Origin of the sequence: Fulvivirga maritima (genome assembly GCF_021389955.1) — a bacterium.
Classification (GTDB): Bacteria; Bacteroidota; Bacteroidia; order Cytophagales; family Cyclobacteriaceae; genus Fulvivirga; species Fulvivirga maritima.
This window is the reverse complement of sequence record NZ_CP089980.1, coordinates 2,165,001-2,182,703: the sequence shown is the minus strand read 5'-3', so window position 1 is coordinate 2,182,703 and position 17,703 is coordinate 2,165,001. Positions and strand designations below refer to the sequence as shown.

Sequence of the window (17,703 nt, the reverse complement as noted above, 5' to 3'; positions counted from 1 at the left end):
AATTAATTCTCCAGCCAACTGATGGCTTGCTGGAGTTCTTGATTTTCCTGAATAAAGACTTCTCCTTTTACTGCCCGCAAAAGACTGCTTACTAAATGATGCTTAATACCGGAATAAACTATGGTTACAGGCTGCTGTGGTCTTGAAAGATATTGGAAAATTTTAAATAGACTTTTTACATCTATCTCCTCTTTTACTTCAATATACACTAAGAGCTTCTCCGATAATTTCATTGCCTTCAGTGCCAAGTCAACGCTTAAGGCATCAGAATAATTATCAACATCAAATACATTCGCTTCCTTTACCCCTAGAAAGTTAACCTTTTCAAAGTGAAAGCGATCTTCCGCTATTTTTATATAAAGTAATAACCTCAATCTACAACTATGAATTTTTGACTAATGCTTTTCGATCCGTTTACATAAACTATGTAAATACCTTCTGCCAGATTTTTTATGGAAACAGTACCAGGCACATTGGCTCGTAAGGAGAATCTTCCTGAAACCGCTTGTCCTAATGTATTTAATATCACGGCTTCACCACTGTACCGGGAGCTTATACTCACTGTGGTTCTTTCTGATTTAATTACAGGGTTAGGGTAGATATCTAAATCACTTAAATTCTCTCTTCCTTCTACGGCTTCAGTACTTTGCAAAATATTTACCCCGCCCTGGCCGGTGCCTATTACTATGGCAGGATGATCTTCATTAAATAAATTAACGACTGTAGGAAAAGTCTTGCTTCCAAAGGTAAAAGTAGTAAGGTACTCTTCATCTCTAGGTCTCATAAAATCGGTAATCCCTGGCTCAGGATCATCTAAATGATCTCTAAAATTGTCGAAAATAGTTAATGTTCCTCTCTGATCACCTATGATCAATTCATCATTTCCATCAGCATTAAGATCCGCTATTTCTATGGAAGGGTTTATTCTTGAAGTGCTGTAATCCAAGTTATAAAAAGTATTGGTTTGTATGGCAAAAGATGGGTTAGACCAATTGCCCAAATTTCGATAATACTCTACCCTCCCGGTTAACCTCCCCACTAAAATATCAAAGCGGCCATCCTGATCAATATCGGCTATTTCATAATTCTCATAATTGTCTCCTGGTATACTCAAGCTAAAAAATGGTACTAAATTTCCCGTACCCTCAAACGAGCTACTACTTTGATTGAGCATATAATAAATGCTGGTAGTAGAATTAAAAATATCTGTTGCACTGATTACCAAATCAGGATTACCATCACCATTTACATCATAAATCTTGGGTTTGAAATTAAATAGCCCTTGCTGTGATAAATCCAGATAGTCTTCATCTTTAAGCTCAAAAGCAGGCTCAGATAGGGTTCCTACATTTTCATACAACTTAAGTGAGGCGGTTAAAAACCCTTGTGTGTTATCAATAAACTGGCCAACTATCATATCTAAATCACCGTCTCCATCTTCATCTATAAAAGCTGGGTTTGCATTTTCTCCGAGGTCTATCATCTGATCCTGCAAAAAATCCTTTTGGATAAGCGAATAGCCAGTGCCTGTATTTTTATAATACCAGCTAGATGCACTAAAATCTATTCCTCCTGTGGTATTAGAAGAATGGTTAGACGAAACCATAATATCATCAAGCCCATCCATATCTACATCTGCATGATGTGCCGAAGGGAAAATATAGAACCAGGCAGGATCATCATCATTAGGGAAATTAGTTTGCGCTTCTTCAAAATAGGCTTCTTCAGAATTACCCTTGTTTTCAAAATAATAAGTGCCATTACATGTCTCTTCTGACATTACCAGATCAAGGTCTCCATCTCCGTCTCTATCATATAAAAACATGGCCTTACCCCCCTGGTGCTCTTCCCTACCTCCACTAACGCCACAATCATCTCCACCAAAGGCAAACACACCGCAACTACACTCTCTTACTCCGCCCCATGTTTGAGTAATACGTTCCATTTGTAATGAATCACAATTGCCATCATTCTCCATACTCATATTTCTATGATATTCTATGGTAGAGTTAGCACTAGGCCTAAACACAAGGATATCAAGATCTCCATCTCCATCAACATCTATTATGGCAGGCAAATCAGAAGTATTTACTTGTAGGTTAACAGCAGAAGAAAAACCTTGTGACAGTAATGGAGATGGCTGTGGTTCGCGACTGTTAAATAATCTCCAGCTTAGGTGCTCACCCTCTTGAGTAGTATTAATATACACCCTCATGCCCAGAGCATCACCAGTAAAAATATCAGGTTTGCCATCACAGTTAAAGTCTTTCAATAATAGCCACCTGTTTAGATTTTCCGGGAAGTAATAGGCGTACTCCGGCTCATAGACAAAATGGCCCTCTTTATAAATAAATGTATTGACTTTATTCCCGGTACGATCAAAAACCACCAGATCTTGCTGTCCATCACCATCCAGGTCTATATTACTGTATTGAGCTGAGTTTATTCCTCCTGCCCACGGCATAGAAAGGCCACTTATTTCAACATCATTAACTATCTGATAAGCGTATTGTGATTTACATACCAAGGAAAAAAACAGGCTGCAGGCTAGGGTTAAAAAGAATCTCATGTATAAGTAAGTAATTACATTTGGTAACGTACAACTTCAAAATAAGGTTTGAATAGCGCCATAGAAATGGAAATAGTTAGCATAAGTTCTAATTAATAGTTTTTCCCATAACTTAGTAATATTAAGTTTGTATCCATGGAAGAATTAGAAGCAATATATAATGTCTATTTAAAAAGTGGCCGCGTTTCTACCGACACTAGAAAAATACAGGAAGGAGATGTATTTTTCGCACTTAAAGGAGAAAATTTTGATGCCAATAAGTTCGCTGCTGATGCTTTGGCTAAAGGTGCTTCTCTTGCAGTAATAGACAATAATGACTATAAGGCTGATGAAAGGTATGTAGTAGTGGAAGACACACTCAAAACCCTGCAGGATCTGGCCTCACATCACCGTTCACAACTCAATATTCCGGTAATTGGGCTCACCGGCTCTAATGGAAAAACTACTACCAAGGAGCTGATCAATGCAGTACTTTCCAGAAAATATAAAACTTTGGCTACGGCTGGTAATCTTAACAACCACATCGGTGTTCCGCTCACTTTACTAAATATAAATAGCTCTCATGAAATAGCTATAATAGAAATGGGAGCCAATCATATTGGAGAAATAGCGGCTCTTTGTGAAATAGCCAGACCTACTCATGGATTAATAACTAATATAGGCAAGGCTCACTTAGAAGGTTTTGGTGGTTTTGAAGGGGTGATAAGAGCCAAAAGTGAACTTTACCATTTCTTAATAAAAACCAATGGTACTGTGTGGATAAACTCTAATAATGAGATTTTGAAAAACATGTCAAAAAGGTTTGAAGCTCCGCTCTTCTATCCTGCAGAGGGAGATTATTACCATTGTGAATTTAAAGAGGCTTCTCCTTTTGTTAGCCTTATTGCCGAAAATAATGAAGAGCTAACCACTCAGCTGATAGGTAAATATAATTTCGAAAATATAGCCGTAGCACTATGTATAGGCAAGTTTTTTAAGGTAGAAGAAAATACTGCCAACACTGCTGTATGCGAATATTCCCCGAGCAACAACCGTTCTCAGGTTATAAAAAAGGGCTCTAACACCATAATATTAGATGCCTATAATGCCAACCCCAGCTCCATGGCTTCAGCTATTGAAAACCTTTCTTTAATGCAAAGCCCAGATAAAGTAATCATCTTGGGAGATATGAAAGAGCTAGGACCTGAAAGTGATTTGGAGCACGAGAAATTAGGCTCCACCTTATCAGAAAGGCATTTCTCCGAGATATATCTATGTGGTGAATTGATAAAACCGGCACTTAAACATGTACCAGAAGCTCATTATTTCACTAGTAGAAAAGAACTGATTGAAGCCTTGCAAGAAAAAGAATTCTCTGATTCTGTTATTCTTGTAAAAGCCTCGCGCAGTTTAGGATTAGAAGCAGTGGTTGAATATTTATAAAATATTCAACACCTGTTCCTTTATTTTTTCAAGCTCTTCTTTCATGGTCACTACATGCTTTTGAATATCAGCATCATTAGCCTTGGAGCCAATAGTATTGATTTCTCGACCCATTTCCTGAGAAATAAATCCCAGTTTTTTACCCATGGAGCTATCATCATTAAGCACCTCACTGAAATGATCAAGATGACTCTTAAGCCTTACTTTCTCTTCAGTAATGTCTAATTTCTCTATATAATAAACCAGCTCTTGCTCTAACCTGTTTTTATCCAGGTTTTCTTCTTCTACAAATTTATAGAGATTGTTTTTTATTCTTGTTCTGATTCTCTCCACACGGGCAGGATCAAGTTCTGCCACAGCCTCTAAGTGCTCACCTATAGTACTTACATAGCTTTCTAATTTCTTCTGTAGCTCAGCACCTTCTCTTTTCCTGAAACCATCGCACTGCTCTATAGCTTCTACTATCAGTGAACGTAACCTATCCCACTCCTGATCTGAAATTTCTTCCTTCAGGTCATTAATGATCACGTCTGGTGCACTCAAAGCTATTTTAAACAACTCTGAATCAGAGGCATTTACATTATCAGCCAGCTTACGTAAGCTATCATAATATCTGGCAAAAAGCTCTTCATTATATCTTTGCTTAAGGGTAGCATCTTTTTCATTAACATAGTCAATGTTAAGCATCACTTTTCCCCTTATCAGCTTTTCTGATACTATATTTCTTATTTCAATTTCCTTCTCTGAAAATGATTTTGGTAAACGAAAGTTCAGATCCAAAAATTTAGAATTAAGGGTCTTTACTTCTATATTAATACTAAGGTTATCATCAGAATATGATGACGCACCATAACCTGTCATGGATATGAGCATAATGTGTCTTTAATTAAAACTTGGGCAAATTTAAATGACTTAAAAGTCGTATCCTAATGTAAACATAATCTGAGGTGAGCCTACGTTGTAATCTTCAACCGGCCATGCCAGGTCAGCTTTTACATAGTACCCCAGTAACATGGTACGTAAGCCTGCACCATAGCTATACAACCAAGGATTACGGTAATTTTTCAATGATATTGTAAAGTTACCTTCAGTTATAGTCTCTGTGCTTACGCTGTTATCTTCATGAAAAGGAGAGCGACCTGTCCAGGCAGAACCTATATCAAAAAAGCCTATAAACTGTAAATTTCTAAAGAAGTTAGAGGAAATAGGTTTATTAGATAAAGCTCTTATCAGCGGCAACCTCAGTTCTCCATTAAAAACTAAAGTATTCTCTCCCACCAATGTGGCATAATCAAAGCCACGCAGGTTAGTAGCATACTGAGCAAAAATAACATCAGTATTATATCTTTCACTGGTGAAGTCCAACGGATTATTGTCTCCTGATGTATTTTCATCGAACAGGATCCAGTTATCCATACCTCCCAAAAGGAATTGCTTAGGGCTATTACCAAAAGAGCGGCCATAAAATACGCGGGTAGCCAAAACGATCTCTTTATATATTTTCTGATAGTGTCTTACATCAGCTGTAAGGTTGGTAAATGAAAGTTCTTTATCATCTAACCCTTCATAATGCACGAGTTTCAGCTTAGCTCTAGATCCTTCAATGAGGTTCATGCCATTAATAATTGAGTTATCATAAACAAACTCCACATTGGCTCCACCATAATTATCAGTAATAGGGTCTAAGATAGAATTAGGTGCCCGGCTGCTGGTAATATTATTAAGGTCTAATGATTTCACCTGAGTATAGAAAGGCTCTAAGCTCAATCTTGCTCTGGTACTAATAGGAATAGAAGCTCCTACCTGAAATGTGTTGTTCACAAATTTATGAAACACATCATCAAAGAAATATACACTACGATCATAACGTACCTTGTAATCTACAAAATGCTTTAGATATTGATATTGAGCGAATATTTCACCACTACGTAAATCAAAGTTAGTCATGATACCACCATTAAATTTGTGGTTTTCCAGCATATCTGTCATGCCTGTTTCCAGCCTAATGCCAAAGCCCATCAATGGATGGATCACCAATGAAGTAACTACATTATCTGCACTAAAACGATTATCATAAGGGAAAGGACCGGCTATTTTCTTTTCCGTTCTTAATTTTCGGTATTGAGCCAGGAAGGAATCATTTTGCTCTTCTTCCACCACATCATTATCAAAGGTATAGTTACTGGTGTTTACTACGTCATTTTCATCTTCCGTGGCGTTATCTACCACATCAGAATCAAATGAATAATTATCAGTATCAATAATATCTTCATCTTGCACTATAGGCTCTATGGTTACACTGTCTGTTGGTATACTATCTGTAGGAGGTGTAGTTACTGTATCTACTGGCATTACCATTTCTTCTTTGGCTTCAGCCAGCCTCTTTTCTACAATTTCCTTTACAGTAAGTGCCTCTTTGCTCTCCTTGTTTTTTCTGTTTTTGAAGGCTTTTACTTGCTCCAATTGCTGCCTTACGGTTAGTGGCGTAAAAGTCTGTTGGTTATAATCAAAGTCAGGATAGTAATAGATATAGTCATTTTCACCTTCCAGCATGGTGAAAATCAAGGCGTTGTTTTCAAAATTAATATCGAAGTCTTTAATACTCTTGGAGAAGTTAGTCACCTGAGTATATATGCCCGTACTTACACTATAACTAAAGATGTTCACTATTCCTTTTTGATCGCTCAGGTAATAAATCTTATCTGAATTCACTGCTATGGGGTTCACATCTGAGCTGATGGTGTTGGTAACGCGTTTTACTATGTTATCTGTAGTATCAAGGTTATAATAAAATATATTATAGTTATCCGTAACCTTAGCAAAGTCTTTAGTATCTACATTGAGGGTATCAGAAATTCGGTTAGAGCTAAAAGCAATGATATTAGTGCCAGGCAGAAAATAAGGGTTCATGTCATCATAAATATCATGCATAAGTCGCTTCACCCTATCTCTTTTCGTGGTCATTAGGTATAAATCATTAACACCATCAATGGTAGCACTAGCTACCCAAAGCCGACCATTATCTGAGAAGTCCATACTTTTTATATTATCAAACTTCCTTAAGGGCCTTTGCAGCTTACTTTTTGAGGCTACATCATAAAGCACAAAATAATACTGTCCTTTTTTCGCCCTTACTATGCCTAATGTATTTTCATCTACCCAATCTATAAGTGGCATTTCATAGTTCACTTCCTGATCTATTACTTTATAACCACCATCAAGCACTTTGTCACTTCTTTTTCCTTCTACATCACGTATTCGTACTTCGTATTTACCTCGGTTATTAGTGGTGTAGGCTATTTTGGTTCCATCGGGGCTTAGCTTCACATGACTGTAAACAATGCCTTTTCGGTTTTTTCTATCTATAATAATACGCTCATTATTAGCGTCCTGATAGTTTTGAGCCACCTGTTTATCTATATCTGTATAAAACTCCTGCCACTCTTGCAGTACTCTTTCAAAAGACCTACCCAGGGTTATGCCTATACTTCGCTCTTCATTTCTGATAATCCGTGTATAGTTAAGAATGTTTGAGATATTACTTTTGCCGTATTTTTGAGCTATGTAATTCCAAACAGACTGACCAGCAAGTGCCGCTTCTTTGCCTGTAAGTCGATTAAGCTTTTGTGGCTTTTTAGTCTTCATCAGCTCTCTGGCATAATCATCCATTTCTATGCTCCATCCTTTGGCTACATATAGTGCCGCTCCGTCAATAAACCATTCGGGCAGGTTTAGTAATACTGAGCTCTGAAACATATCTTTTAGGCTTCCGCCAAACATCATCTCATTAACCATGAGACTACTTACTTTATAAAGTAGCTTCTCTTTGAGCTCTTCTATATTACCAGGATTGGCTACTTCTATGCTAGATTTAATGAAAGTGGTCTGTCCACTGGGGCTTATGGTCTTGTCATCTACACCTACGTTACTTTGCTGTAGATCAGAAACCGAGTTATAAAGAAATATTTTAGTTTTAGAATACGGAGGGTATCCAATAAGATCTGTTACCTTCTCAAATTCATCTTCCAGATATTCTGTTACTTCTTTGGCAATATTATCGCCTCCTTTGTAGAAATAAATATCAAAGTTGTCTGAACTTAAAAACTTCCATTCAAACTGTTCGTACTGTAAGCGATTTCTACCAAACTTCTCAGAAGCATCCTGGGCCAATACACCCACAGATACACATAAGAAGAAACCAAGAATTGGAATAAACTTTTTAAATACTATCATTTATAACTCGACAAGAATCCTAATATAACGAAAAATACCGACTAATATTGACCTCTGGCATGAGTTCTTTATCAGCTTCCAGGTATTGAACAAACTGATGGGCAAAAAATGGAGCTAAGGAAACTCCTTTTGTTCCTAACCCATTAAATATCCCAATAGTTTCATGCTCAGGATGCATTCCTATAATAGGCCTTCTATCTGCTGTGGCTGGTCTTATACCCGCTTTCTGATGAGTAACTTCATAAGAAAAATCAGATATATCTGCCATCTTACCTAAAATCTCTTCCCTGGCTTTTTGGGTAGGTTCCCAGTTCAAATTCTGATTATCATAGTTAGACCCTACTTCATAGAAATGATCACCTTTTTTAACTACGAAAACTCCTCGATTTAAGATGTGTGAAAGTTCAATATCTGCATCAATTTGTATCACCTCTCCTTTCACAGGCCTGAAAGGAAGCCATGAAAAATAGGATCCTTCCTGGGAGCCAAGTCCATCACAAAAAATAATTTTCTTACTCCTGATATCTTTATAGCTCACTTCATCAGTCTCTACTTTCAAATCATCATAAACAAACCTGCCTTCTATAAATGAATCTTTCTCTTTCAGGTAGGCTTGGTAGGCTTCCAGATATTTGGATACGGACAGGTATCCTGAATAATTGAGCTCTACACCACCAAATTTATCTTTGCTGAAATCATACAAGTTCCCCTGATGAACTTTCTTAATAAAACGGCTATACTCAGGTGTAGCACTTTTCCCCATCCATTCGTTCTGCTCCTCCATAGAAATGAAAGGTCTGTAAATGGGTGTTTCATGTAAAAACTCCGTTTCAAGTAATTTTTCAATGTTTTTATAAAACTCTTGCATAAATGGAAACAGCGAGTCTGCTTTCCATGTCTTCACCATCTTTCTGCCAGTAACAGGATTATATAACCCACCTGCTACTTTTGATGAAGTATTTTCTCTATTCTCATCTATAACCAGTATTTTTTTGTTTAATTCCAGAAGATGATAGGCCAATGCAGATCCTGCCAGCCCTTGTCCTATTATAAGATAATCATATATTACAGCCATTGATCACAATGATTTAATTAAATGACTTATTTTTGAAAAGTCTAAAACAAAATTTGATACGACAAACTTAATTATAATATGATACAGATTCAGTCTTTTGTATTTAATCCATTTATGGAAAACACCTATGTGGTTTATGATGATGAAACTTTAGATGGAGTCATTATAGATCCGGGTTGCTATGAAGATTATGAAAGAAACGAGCTGATTGATTTTGTAAACAATAATAACATTAAGGTAAATAAGCTTTTAAACACCCACTGCCACATAGATCATGTGCTGGGCAATCAATTTATAAAGGATACTTTTAATGTAAATTTATATATTCACAAGGCTGATGTGCCTACTCTTAAATCAGTAGAAGTTTATGCTCCTTCTTATGGTTTCACGCAGTTTAACCCTAGCGAAGCCGATGAATATTTAGAAGAAGGGGATACTATTGAGATAGGAAAACATACATTTGAGGTGTTGTTTGTACCTGGTCATGCTCCCGGTCATATTGCTTTTGTTAATCATGAACATAAATTATGCATCAGTGGTGATGTGTTATTTCAGGGTAGTATTGGCAGAACGGACTTACCCGGTGGTGATTTTGACACCTTAATATCTAGTATCCACAACAAGCTATTTAAGTGGGATACTGATTACACGGTATACTCAGGTCACGGAGGACCTACTTCTACTGAAATAGAGAAAAAAAGTAATCCTTTTTGCGCTTTAAAAAATTAATAGATTGAATATTAAAAAACACATTCCTAATACGCTTACAGCCAGCAATCTGGCTTGTGGTTGTGTAGGTATTACACTCGCTGCTAATGGTGAGCTGATCTTTGCTACTTATATGATCTGGGCGGCTCTCATCTTTGACTTCCTTGACGGCTTTGTGGCTCGCTTGCTCAAAGTAAGCTCTCCAATCGGTAAAGAACTGGATTCACTGGCTGATATGGTGACATTCGGAGTATTACCTGGTTTAATTATGTATGAGCTTTTGTCATCATACACAGTTCACTTTGTTATGCCTTTTGCAGCCTTTCTTATAGCTGTGTTTTCTGCTCTTAGGTTAGCCAAATTCAATATTGATGATAGGCAACAGTCTGTATTTATAGGATTACCTACACCAGCAAACGCCTTGTTTATCTCAAGTATAGCCTTTGTTACCAGCTCAGAATATAGAGAACTGATCAACTTTAATATACTGATTACTATTACAGTAGTCTTTTCTTTGTTACTGGTAGCCCCGGTAGAATTATTTTCTCTAAAACTAAAATCCATGAACTGGAAAGAGAATATTTTTCAAATTTTGCTCCTAGTAGTTAGCGTTATACTGATTTTGATGCTGAAGATTTTCGCTATTCCTTTTATAATAGTGGCCTATATTGTATTGTCATTAATTAAAAACATAACAAAAGCCGTACTTTAAATACCATAGCGTTATAAGAAACGTTAAACTTAGTTATCTTGTTTGTTAAGACAAATGTCATTTTATAATGCCTAAAGCTTTTAAGGTAATTCTTATTGTAATTTCTGGTTTTACAGTTTTTCCAAATAATTATTCTTATGGTCAGAAAATCAACTCTGTCTTAAGTAATGGAGAATGGTATAAACTTGAAATACTTCATGATGGCGTTTATAAAATAGATTATGATTACCTCAATTCGTTAGGTATACCTGCTGATGACATAGATCCTAGAAAATTAGCTATCTATGGAAATGGGGGCGGCATGTTACCTCAAGCAAATAATGCCAGCCGTGCTGCTGACCTTATTATGAATAGCATATATGTAAGAGGTGAAGATGATGGCAATTTTAATACTGATGACTATATTATTTTTTATGCTCAAGGCCCCGATAAGTACAGTTACTCAGATGACGGCGAAATTACTTATGAAAGGAACCTCTACAGCAATGTCAATTATTACTACCTGACTATTGGCACTCAAAATGGAGCCAGAGTAGAGGAGATAGACAATTTGGGTTTAAACCATAATCAAATCACTGCTTTCAAAGATTTTGCCTATTACAAGCAAGAAGAAGAAAACCTATTGCGCTCTGGCAGAGCCTGGTATTCTCGGGTTATTAACGAACAAATTGACGTGGAGATGCCCAATATTACAGCCAATAGCACTATTCAGGTCACCTCTACTGTAATGGCTCAATCTTTCGCGCAAAGCAGTTTTACTTTAAGTATCAACGGAAGTCAATTGGGCACTCAAAATGTAAATAGTGTTCCAAACTTCTTAAATCCGAGTCAAAACAACCCTTATAGATATAGTGTAAAAGGATTAGAAAATACCTCTACCTATTCCACTACCACTAGTTCATCAGTTAACGCCTTATCATTAAATATTTCTTATAATGGCAATAATAGTGGAAGATCAATAGGCTACTTAAAAGAAGTAATTATAGAAGCTAATAGAAGAATCTCTTTAGCAGGTAATCAACTCACTTTTAGGTCTTTTGCTAATACATCTGATGCAGTATCCTCCTATGTGATAAATAATTGCACAAATAATTGCCTTGTGTTTGATATTAGCAATCCTACTGCGCCAGACTTACAAAGTATTGAATTGAATAATAGCACCATTTCATTTGGGAGCAATACCAGCATCAATAAAGAGTTTGTAGTTTTTGATCCTACTCAAATACCTTCTCCAGAATCAGTAGAAAAAATTGACAATCAAAATATCCATGGAATCGGTGTTCCTGAGCTATTGATTATTTCGCATGAAAATTTCCAAAGTCAGGCCTTACAACTAGCCTCATATCATGATAGTAATGATGGTATTTCCAGTGCTGTAGTAACTACCAATCAGGTATACAATGAATTTGGTAGTGGCAAGCAAGACATCACAGCCATAAGAGATTTCATAAAATATTTATACGATCAAAACCATTCCTTAAAATACGTACTTCTATTTGGTAAAGGGTCCTTTGATTATAAAGATATCAATAATAATAACTCCAATTTCGTACCTACTTATGAATCGAGAAATTCATTACACCCATTACAAACCTACTGTTCTGATGATTATTTTGGTTTTATGGAAGATGAAGAAGGTGAGTGGGAAGAAATTGCTGGAGGCAATCATTCATTAGAAATAGGTGTAGGACGCATTCCTGCGGCTAGTGCCGAAGAAGCACAGAATGTAGTAAATAAAATTATTCACTATTCCACACCTCAAACTTATGGCCCCTGGCGAAACACCGTTTCTCTGGTAGCTGATGATGGAGATAACAACTTACATATTGATCAAAGTAATCAACTAAGTGTTCTTATCGACACCTCTTATTCCGCCTTCAACTATAAGAAGTTATTCCTTGATGCATACCGACAAGATGCTTCCGCACCTTCTATCAAATCACCTGATATGGTCGAGGCTATAAATGCAAGTATTGAAACAGGGACGCTTATTATGAATTACACTGGGCATGGGGGCAAAAATGTATGGGCTCAGGAAAACATTCTGGATATACCACAAATAGAGAATTGGGATAATCAAAATAAGCTACCATTATTTGTTACAGCTACCTGTGAGTTTGGCCGCCATGATGATATCAGTGCCATCAGATCCGGTGGTGAAGTAATCCTCAACAGTGCAAACAAAGGTGGAATAGCTATTATAAGCACTTGCAGACCAGTTTATGCTTCATCTAACTTTGAACTCAATCAAGCCTTTTATAACACCGTATTCTCTAAGGCTGATGATCATTACCTGCGGTTAGGTGATATTATTCGTATCACAAAAAATAACAGCGCTGATAATGCCGTAGATCAAAATCAGGTAGGTAACCGAAATTTCATATTGCTTGGAGATCCGGCACTTAAGCTCAACTACCCTGAAAAAAATATTATTATAGAATCTATTTCAGGTTCTCAATCTACTGATACGCTGAGTGCATTAGATAAAATAGCTATAACCGGTAAAGTTCTTCAAGCTAACGGCAGTACTGATTCTAATTTTAGCGGAGACTTAGAAATTACAGTTTTTGATAAAGAAGCTATTTTAACCACTCTGGGCGATGAGGACAATGGCCTCGTATATAATTACAAAGCCAGAGAAAATACGCTTTTCAGAGGTGACGTAAGCATTACCTCAGGCTTGTTTGATGCAGAATTCGTTGTACCAAAAAACATCTCTTACCAATTAGAAAAGGGGAAAATTAGTCTGTATGCTGTAAATTCATCCAGAGATAGTGATGGCAATGGTGCTGATATCAACGTAATAGTCGGTGGATCTGCAGATGCTTACCCTAATGATAATACTGGTCCGGAAATAAATATATTTTTCGGAGACTCTACTTACTCAGGAAGAATGCCTGTTAATACAAATACGCTGTTGGTAGCTAATCTAAAAGATGAAAGTGGCATTAATATTTCCAATTATAATGCAAATAACAGCCTAACAGTACAACTAGATAATCAGGCTCCTGAAATAGTTAATGACTATTATAAAGCTACAAAAAATACTTACCAGGAAGGATGGTTAAGATATCCGCTTAGCAATTTGAGTGAAGGCCTGCATACTCTTACCATTAAAGCGTGGGACACTCATAATAACAGTACTGAAAAAACTATCCAGTTCGAGGTTAGTGCTTCAGGCTCATTAGCTATCAGTCATTTACGAAATTATCCTAACCCATTTATGGATAAAACACTCATAAGTTTCGAGCATAATCGTGCCGGTGATGATTTGCAGGTGGAACTAGAAATTATTAGTATATCAGGAGAAAGTTTACTTAAACTAGGTTTTGAATTTATAGATGCTCCAGGTAAAATTAATTTGTACGAATGGGATGTAAATAATACATTGGGCAAAAAAACAGAAGCTGGGATATACATATACAAGGTATCCGTTCGTTCAAACGTAGACGGGGCTAAAAATCATACATTCCAAAAGCTTATTCTTTTTAATTAATTATATTTGTTTAATATCACTATTTTATGAAATATATATCAACCATATTCCTAGGGGCTATTATTATGGCTTTGAATAGCTTTCCGACGGCATTGTATGCTCAGGTAACAGACCCCAGCGACCTAACTGGTGCTGACTCAGACCGAAGAGTTATAACCACTGCTGTTCCTTTTCTAACCATTACACCCGATGCACGTGCAGGAGGTATGGGAGATGTTGGTTCCGCCACATCTGCTGATGCCAACTCCGTTTATTGGAACCCCGCAAAACTAGTTTACATAGAGAATGACATAGGCTTTTCAGTATCATATACACCATGGTTAGGTAAGATCATCAATGACATGTCTATATCCTATCTTTCTGGCTACTATAAACTTTCAAATGAACAAGCTGTAGCGTTATCTATGAAGTATTTTGACTTAGGTGAAATATACTTCACTAACGAAACAGGAGGAGATGAAGGTAATTTTAACCCAAGAGAATTCGCCATTGATGCAGCTTACTCAAGAAAACTTACTCAAAACCTTAGTATAGGTGTGGCTGGTAGATTTATACACTCTAACCTTACAGGTAGTTATACTTCTGGTAGCGCCAGTGCTCAACCAGGAAGCAGTGTGGCAGCAGACTTGTCAATGTATTATAATAAAGACTTACTACTTAGTGGAAGCAACTCTAACCTTGCTCTTGCAGCAGTTATATCTAACATAGGTTCAAAACTTACATACTCTGATGAAGATAACAGAGACTTTATACCTACTAACTTAAGATTAGGAACTGCATTTACTACTAACTTTAATCCATATAATTCCCTAACATTTGCGCTGGATTTTAACAAACTATTAGTACCTAGTCCACAAGCAGATAGTAGTGCCTCAGACAAAACTTTGCTTAGCGGTATCTTCGGATCATTTTCTGATGCTGAAGATGGATTCAGTGAAGAAATGCAAGAAGTTACAGTTTCTGCAGGTGTAGAATACTGGTATAATAAAACATTTGCGGCCAGAGTTGGATACTTCTATGAGTCTGAAAATAAAGGAAACAGAAAATACCTCACCTTAGGTTTAGGATTCCGTTATCAAGTATTCGGAATTGACTTTGCCTATTTAGTACCTTCAGAACAAGAACACCCATTAGCTGAAACCTTAAGATTTACTCTCCTATTTAATTTTGACAAGGGAACAAAAGATCAGGAGTCCGTCGTTAATTAATATATGCTTAATAGAACATTACCACCACCAATACAAAATATTGCAACTGTAGACCTACAACAGGTCAAAAAAGCTACAGCAGGTAAGACCGATACATATTATATAAATGCAGGAACCCAGCCAGTTATTAAGCTTGAGTTCCTGTTCCCTTATGGCGGCAATTATTATGAAGCCAAGCCCGGTATATCAATGTTATGCCTTCAACTTTTAAAAGAAGGTACAGCCAAATATAATAGCAAACAAGTAGCTGATACTTTGGCTCAATATGGAGCGTTTTTAGATATAAACCCCTCCTTTGATGTGCCTTCTATTAGCCTTCTTTGCTTAAATAAGCATATAGAAAGCTTGTTACCTCTAGTTCATGATATCCTCACTGCACCGAGCTTTCCTGAAGATGAATTAGAAACGCTAAAGCGTATTCAAATTCAAAACCTTAAAACCCAAAACAAAAAAAATAGTGTAATAGCCAGTAAAACCTTTCGTAATGCTCTTTTCGGAGACAAACACCCATACGGTAAGGTTATTACAGAATCTGATATTCTTAACGTTTCTAGTCAAGATCTTAAAGGATTTTTCAAATCAAATTTAAGTAATTTCGAAATTTTAGTATCTGGTGCTGTAGAGCCGTATTTAGATCATATTGTTAAGACGTTCTCTTCAATGCCTGTAACTACAGAAATCTCAAAAAATAGCCAATTTACACTTGACTATAAGGCCCAACAAATCAACGATAATAAAGAGAACTCTTCACAAACATCAATAAGAATAGGAAAACCTATCATTTCCAAGTCACATCCAGATTACAGTAAGTTACTAATCACCAATCACATCCTAGGCGGATACTTTGGGTCTAGATTAATGAAAAACATTAGAGAAGATAAAGGATATACTTATGGAATCTATAGTAGCTTGGTTAACTTCCAATATGATTCATATCTGGTAATCGGTGCTGATATTATAAAAGAAAGTCTAGAAGACACACTTACACAGATAAAAAAAGAAATTTCAAAATTACAGCAAGAACCTATCAGCACTTCAGAATTGGACGCGGTGAAAAATCATTTAATTGGTTCTTTTCAGTCAGGCATTAGTACCCCATTTTCTCTTATGAGTAAATTCAAAAATATCCATTTGCATGACCTTGATTACTCATTCTATACTAATTACATCACCACTATACAATCTATAGATCCTTATACTATTCTAAACACCGCCAATGACTATCTATCTTTTGAAGATATGACAGCGGTTACAGTGGGCTAATCAAAACAAATTATTATAACTAGAGAAAGCATATCAGGTACATGCTTTTTTTATTATATGCGAGTTTTACCTCTGAGGCATAAAAAAACCCTTAACTAAATGAGTTAAGGGTTTTGATAAAGTCTGGCAACGACCTACTCTCCCACATGTTATTGCAGTACCATTGGCGCTGTAGGGCTTAACTTCTCTGTTCGGAATGGGAAGAGGTGGACACCTACGCTAGAGTCACCATAAAGTCTTAAATACTTTTTGACATGTATATTATGAAAGAATTATGAACTACAACTTTTTCTCGGTAAAGGCCTATGGCCCTAGAGAAAGCTTACGGGTAATTAGTACTGCTCAGCTATGTCATTTCTGACTTTACACCTGCAGCCTATCAACGTTATCGTCTATAACGTCCCTTATAAAGAAATCTCATCTTGAGGTGGGTTTCGCGCTTAGATGCTTTCAGCGCTTATCCCTTCCCAACATAGCTACCCGGCAGTGCAGCTGACACCACAACCGGTACACCAGAGGTTAGTCCATCCCGGTCCTCTCGTACTAAGGACAGATCCTCGCAAATTTCTTACGCCCACAACAGATAGGGACCGAACTGTCTCACGACGTTCTGAACCCAGCTCGCGTGCCACTTTAATGGGCGAACAGCCCAACCCTTGGGACCTTCTCCAGCCCCAGGATGTGACGAGCCGACATCGAGGTGCCAAACCTCCCCGTCGATGTGAGCTCTTGGGGGAGATCAGCCTGTTATCCCCAGAGTACCTTTTATCCTTTGAGCGATGGCCCTTCCATACGGAACCACCGGATCACTATATCCGTCTTTCGACCCTGATCGACTTGTTGGTCTCACAGTCAAGCTCCCTTATGCTATTGCGCTCTGCGCACGGTTACCAAGCGTGCTGAGGGAACCTTTGAAAGCCTCCGTTACTCTTTTGGAGGCGACCACCCCAGTCAAACTACCCACCAAACACTGTCTCTGTATACAGATTAGGCATCACGTAAATAAAGGGTGGTATT

The 17,703-nt window shown here is 37.1% G+C and carries 11 protein-coding genes and 2 rRNA genes (1 of these 13 cut by a window edge); 6 read left to right on the top strand and 7 right to left on the bottom strand.

All coding sequences use genetic code 11. The annotated features are described in order from the left end of the window. Nucleotides 1–2: 2 nt before the first annotated feature. Together LVD15_RS09245 and LVD15_RS09240 are read right to left on the bottom strand one after the other, a co-directional pair. Nucleotides 3–374 (bottom strand): hypothetical protein, encoded by a 372-nt coding sequence (locus tag LVD15_RS09245; RefSeq protein ID WP_233780000.1) that lies wholly within the window; start codon nucleotides 372–374, stop codon nucleotides 3–5. Next, nucleotides 371–2,569 carry a T9SS type A sorting domain-containing protein gene (locus LVD15_RS09240; RefSeq protein WP_233779999.1) on the bottom strand — a complete coding sequence of 733 codons (2,199 nt, stop codon included), beginning with the start codon at nucleotides 2,567–2,569 and terminating at the stop codon, nucleotides 371–373. Before LVD15_RS09240 ends, LVD15_RS09245 begins: the two co-directional genes overlap by 4 nt. A 135-nt stretch (nucleotides 2,570–2,704) precedes the next feature. Here LVD15_RS09240 and LVD15_RS09235 point away from each other — a divergent pair, with 135 nt between their 5' ends. Next, nucleotides 2,705–3,991 carry a UDP-N-acetylmuramoyl-tripeptide--D-alanyl-D-alanine ligase gene (locus tag LVD15_RS09235; protein WP_233779998.1) on the top strand — a complete coding sequence of 429 codons (1,287 nt, stop codon included), beginning with the start codon at nucleotides 2,705–2,707 and terminating at the stop codon, nucleotides 3,989–3,991. Here the strand turns inward: LVD15_RS09235 and LVD15_RS09230 are convergent. From LVD15_RS09230 to LVD15_RS09220, 3 genes are read right to left on the bottom strand one after another with little or no spacing between them, the layout of a single operon-like run. Further along, nucleotides 3,986–4,864 carry a YicC/YloC family endoribonuclease gene (locus LVD15_RS09230; RefSeq protein ID WP_233779997.1) on the bottom strand — a complete coding sequence of 293 codons (879 nt, stop codon included), beginning with the start codon at nucleotides 4,862–4,864 and terminating at the stop codon, nucleotides 3,986–3,988. The genes LVD15_RS09235 and LVD15_RS09230 overlap by 6 nt on opposite strands. A gap of 39 nt (nucleotides 4,865–4,903) precedes the next feature. After that, nucleotides 4,904–8,224: a translocation protein TolB gene (locus LVD15_RS09225; RefSeq protein ID WP_233779996.1), complete on the bottom strand. Its 3,321-nt coding sequence runs from the start codon at nucleotides 8,222–8,224 to the stop codon at nucleotides 4,904–4,906. A 19-nt stretch (nucleotides 8,225–8,243) separates the two neighbouring features. After that, nucleotides 8,244–9,299, bottom strand: coding sequence for an NAD(P)/FAD-dependent oxidoreductase (locus LVD15_RS09220; protein ID WP_233779995.1), 1,056 nt, complete (start codon nucleotides 9,297–9,299; stop codon nucleotides 8,244–8,246). A gap of 78 nt (nucleotides 9,300–9,377) precedes the next feature. Between LVD15_RS09220 and LVD15_RS09215 the strand changes: the two genes are divergently transcribed. The 5 genes from LVD15_RS09215 to LVD15_RS09195 all read left to right on the top strand — a co-directional run bounded on the left by LVD15_RS09215 (nucleotide 9,378) and on the right by LVD15_RS09195 (nucleotide 16,686). After that, nucleotides 9,378–10,028 (top strand): MBL fold metallo-hydrolase, encoded by a 651-nt coding sequence (locus tag LVD15_RS09215; RefSeq protein ID WP_233779994.1) that lies wholly within the window; start codon nucleotides 9,378–9,380, stop codon nucleotides 10,026–10,028. Nucleotides 10,029–10,032: 4 nt separating this feature from the next. After that, nucleotides 10,033–10,719 (top strand): CDP-diacylglycerol--serine O-phosphatidyltransferase, encoded by a 687-nt coding sequence (pssA, locus tag LVD15_RS09210; RefSeq protein WP_233779993.1) that lies wholly within the window; start codon nucleotides 10,033–10,035, stop codon nucleotides 10,717–10,719. Between the two features lie 67 nt (nucleotides 10,720–10,786). Then, nucleotides 10,787–14,215, top strand: a complete 3,429-nt coding sequence (porU, locus tag LVD15_RS09205) for a type IX secretion system sortase PorU (protein ID WP_233779992.1) — start codon at nucleotides 10,787–10,789, stop codon at nucleotides 14,213–14,215. Nucleotides 14,216–14,241: 26 nt separating this feature from the next. Continuing rightward, nucleotides 14,242–15,423, top strand: coding sequence for a type IX secretion system outer membrane channel protein PorV (gene porV / locus LVD15_RS09200; RefSeq protein ID WP_233779991.1), 1,182 nt, complete (start codon nucleotides 14,242–14,244; stop codon nucleotides 15,421–15,423). A gap of 3 nt (nucleotides 15,424–15,426) precedes the next feature. Beyond that, nucleotides 15,427–16,686, top strand: coding sequence for a M16 family metallopeptidase (locus tag LVD15_RS09195; protein WP_233779990.1), 1,260 nt, complete (start codon nucleotides 15,427–15,429; stop codon nucleotides 16,684–16,686). Between the two features lie 121 nt (nucleotides 16,687–16,807). On the opposite strand, the gene rrf is transcribed toward LVD15_RS09195, so the two are convergent. Next, a 5S ribosomal RNA gene (rrf, locus tag LVD15_RS09190) occupies nucleotides 16,808–16,919 on the bottom strand. A gap of 79 nt (nucleotides 16,920–16,998) precedes the next feature. Beyond that, a 23S ribosomal RNA gene (locus LVD15_RS09185) occupies nucleotides 16,999–17,703 on the bottom strand; it runs 2,177 nt beyond the window's last position.

Bases quoted from the DNA above. Each gene is read 5' to 3' on its own strand.
- LVD15_RS09240 (WP_233779999.1), bottom strand. From the start codon at position 2,569: ATGAGATTCTTTTTAACCCTAGCCTGCAGCCTGTTTTTTTCCTTGGTA.
- LVD15_RS09235 (WP_233779998.1), top strand. From the start codon at position 2,705: ATGGAAGAATTAGAAGCAATATATAATGTCTATTTAAAAAGTGGCCGC.
- LVD15_RS09230 (WP_233779997.1), bottom strand. From the start codon at position 4,864: ATGCTCATATCCATGACAGGTTATGGTGCGTCATCATATTCTGATGAT.
- LVD15_RS09225 (WP_233779996.1), bottom strand. From the start codon at position 8,224: ATGATAGTATTTAAAAAGTTTATTCCAATTCTTGGTTTCTTCTTATGT.
- LVD15_RS09220 (WP_233779995.1), bottom strand. From the start codon at position 9,299: ATGGCTGTAATATATGATTATCTTATAATAGGACAAGGGCTGGCAGGA.
- LVD15_RS09215 (WP_233779994.1), top strand. From the start codon at position 9,378: ATGATACAGATTCAGTCTTTTGTATTTAATCCATTTATGGAAAACACC.
- porU (WP_233779992.1), top strand. From the start codon at position 10,787: ATGCCTAAAGCTTTTAAGGTAATTCTTATTGTAATTTCTGGTTTTACA.
- porV (WP_233779991.1), top strand. From the start codon at position 14,242: ATGAAATATATATCAACCATATTCCTAGGGGCTATTATTATGGCTTTG.
- LVD15_RS09195 (WP_233779990.1), top strand. From the start codon at position 15,427: ATGCTTAATAGAACATTACCACCACCAATACAAAATATTGCAACTGTA.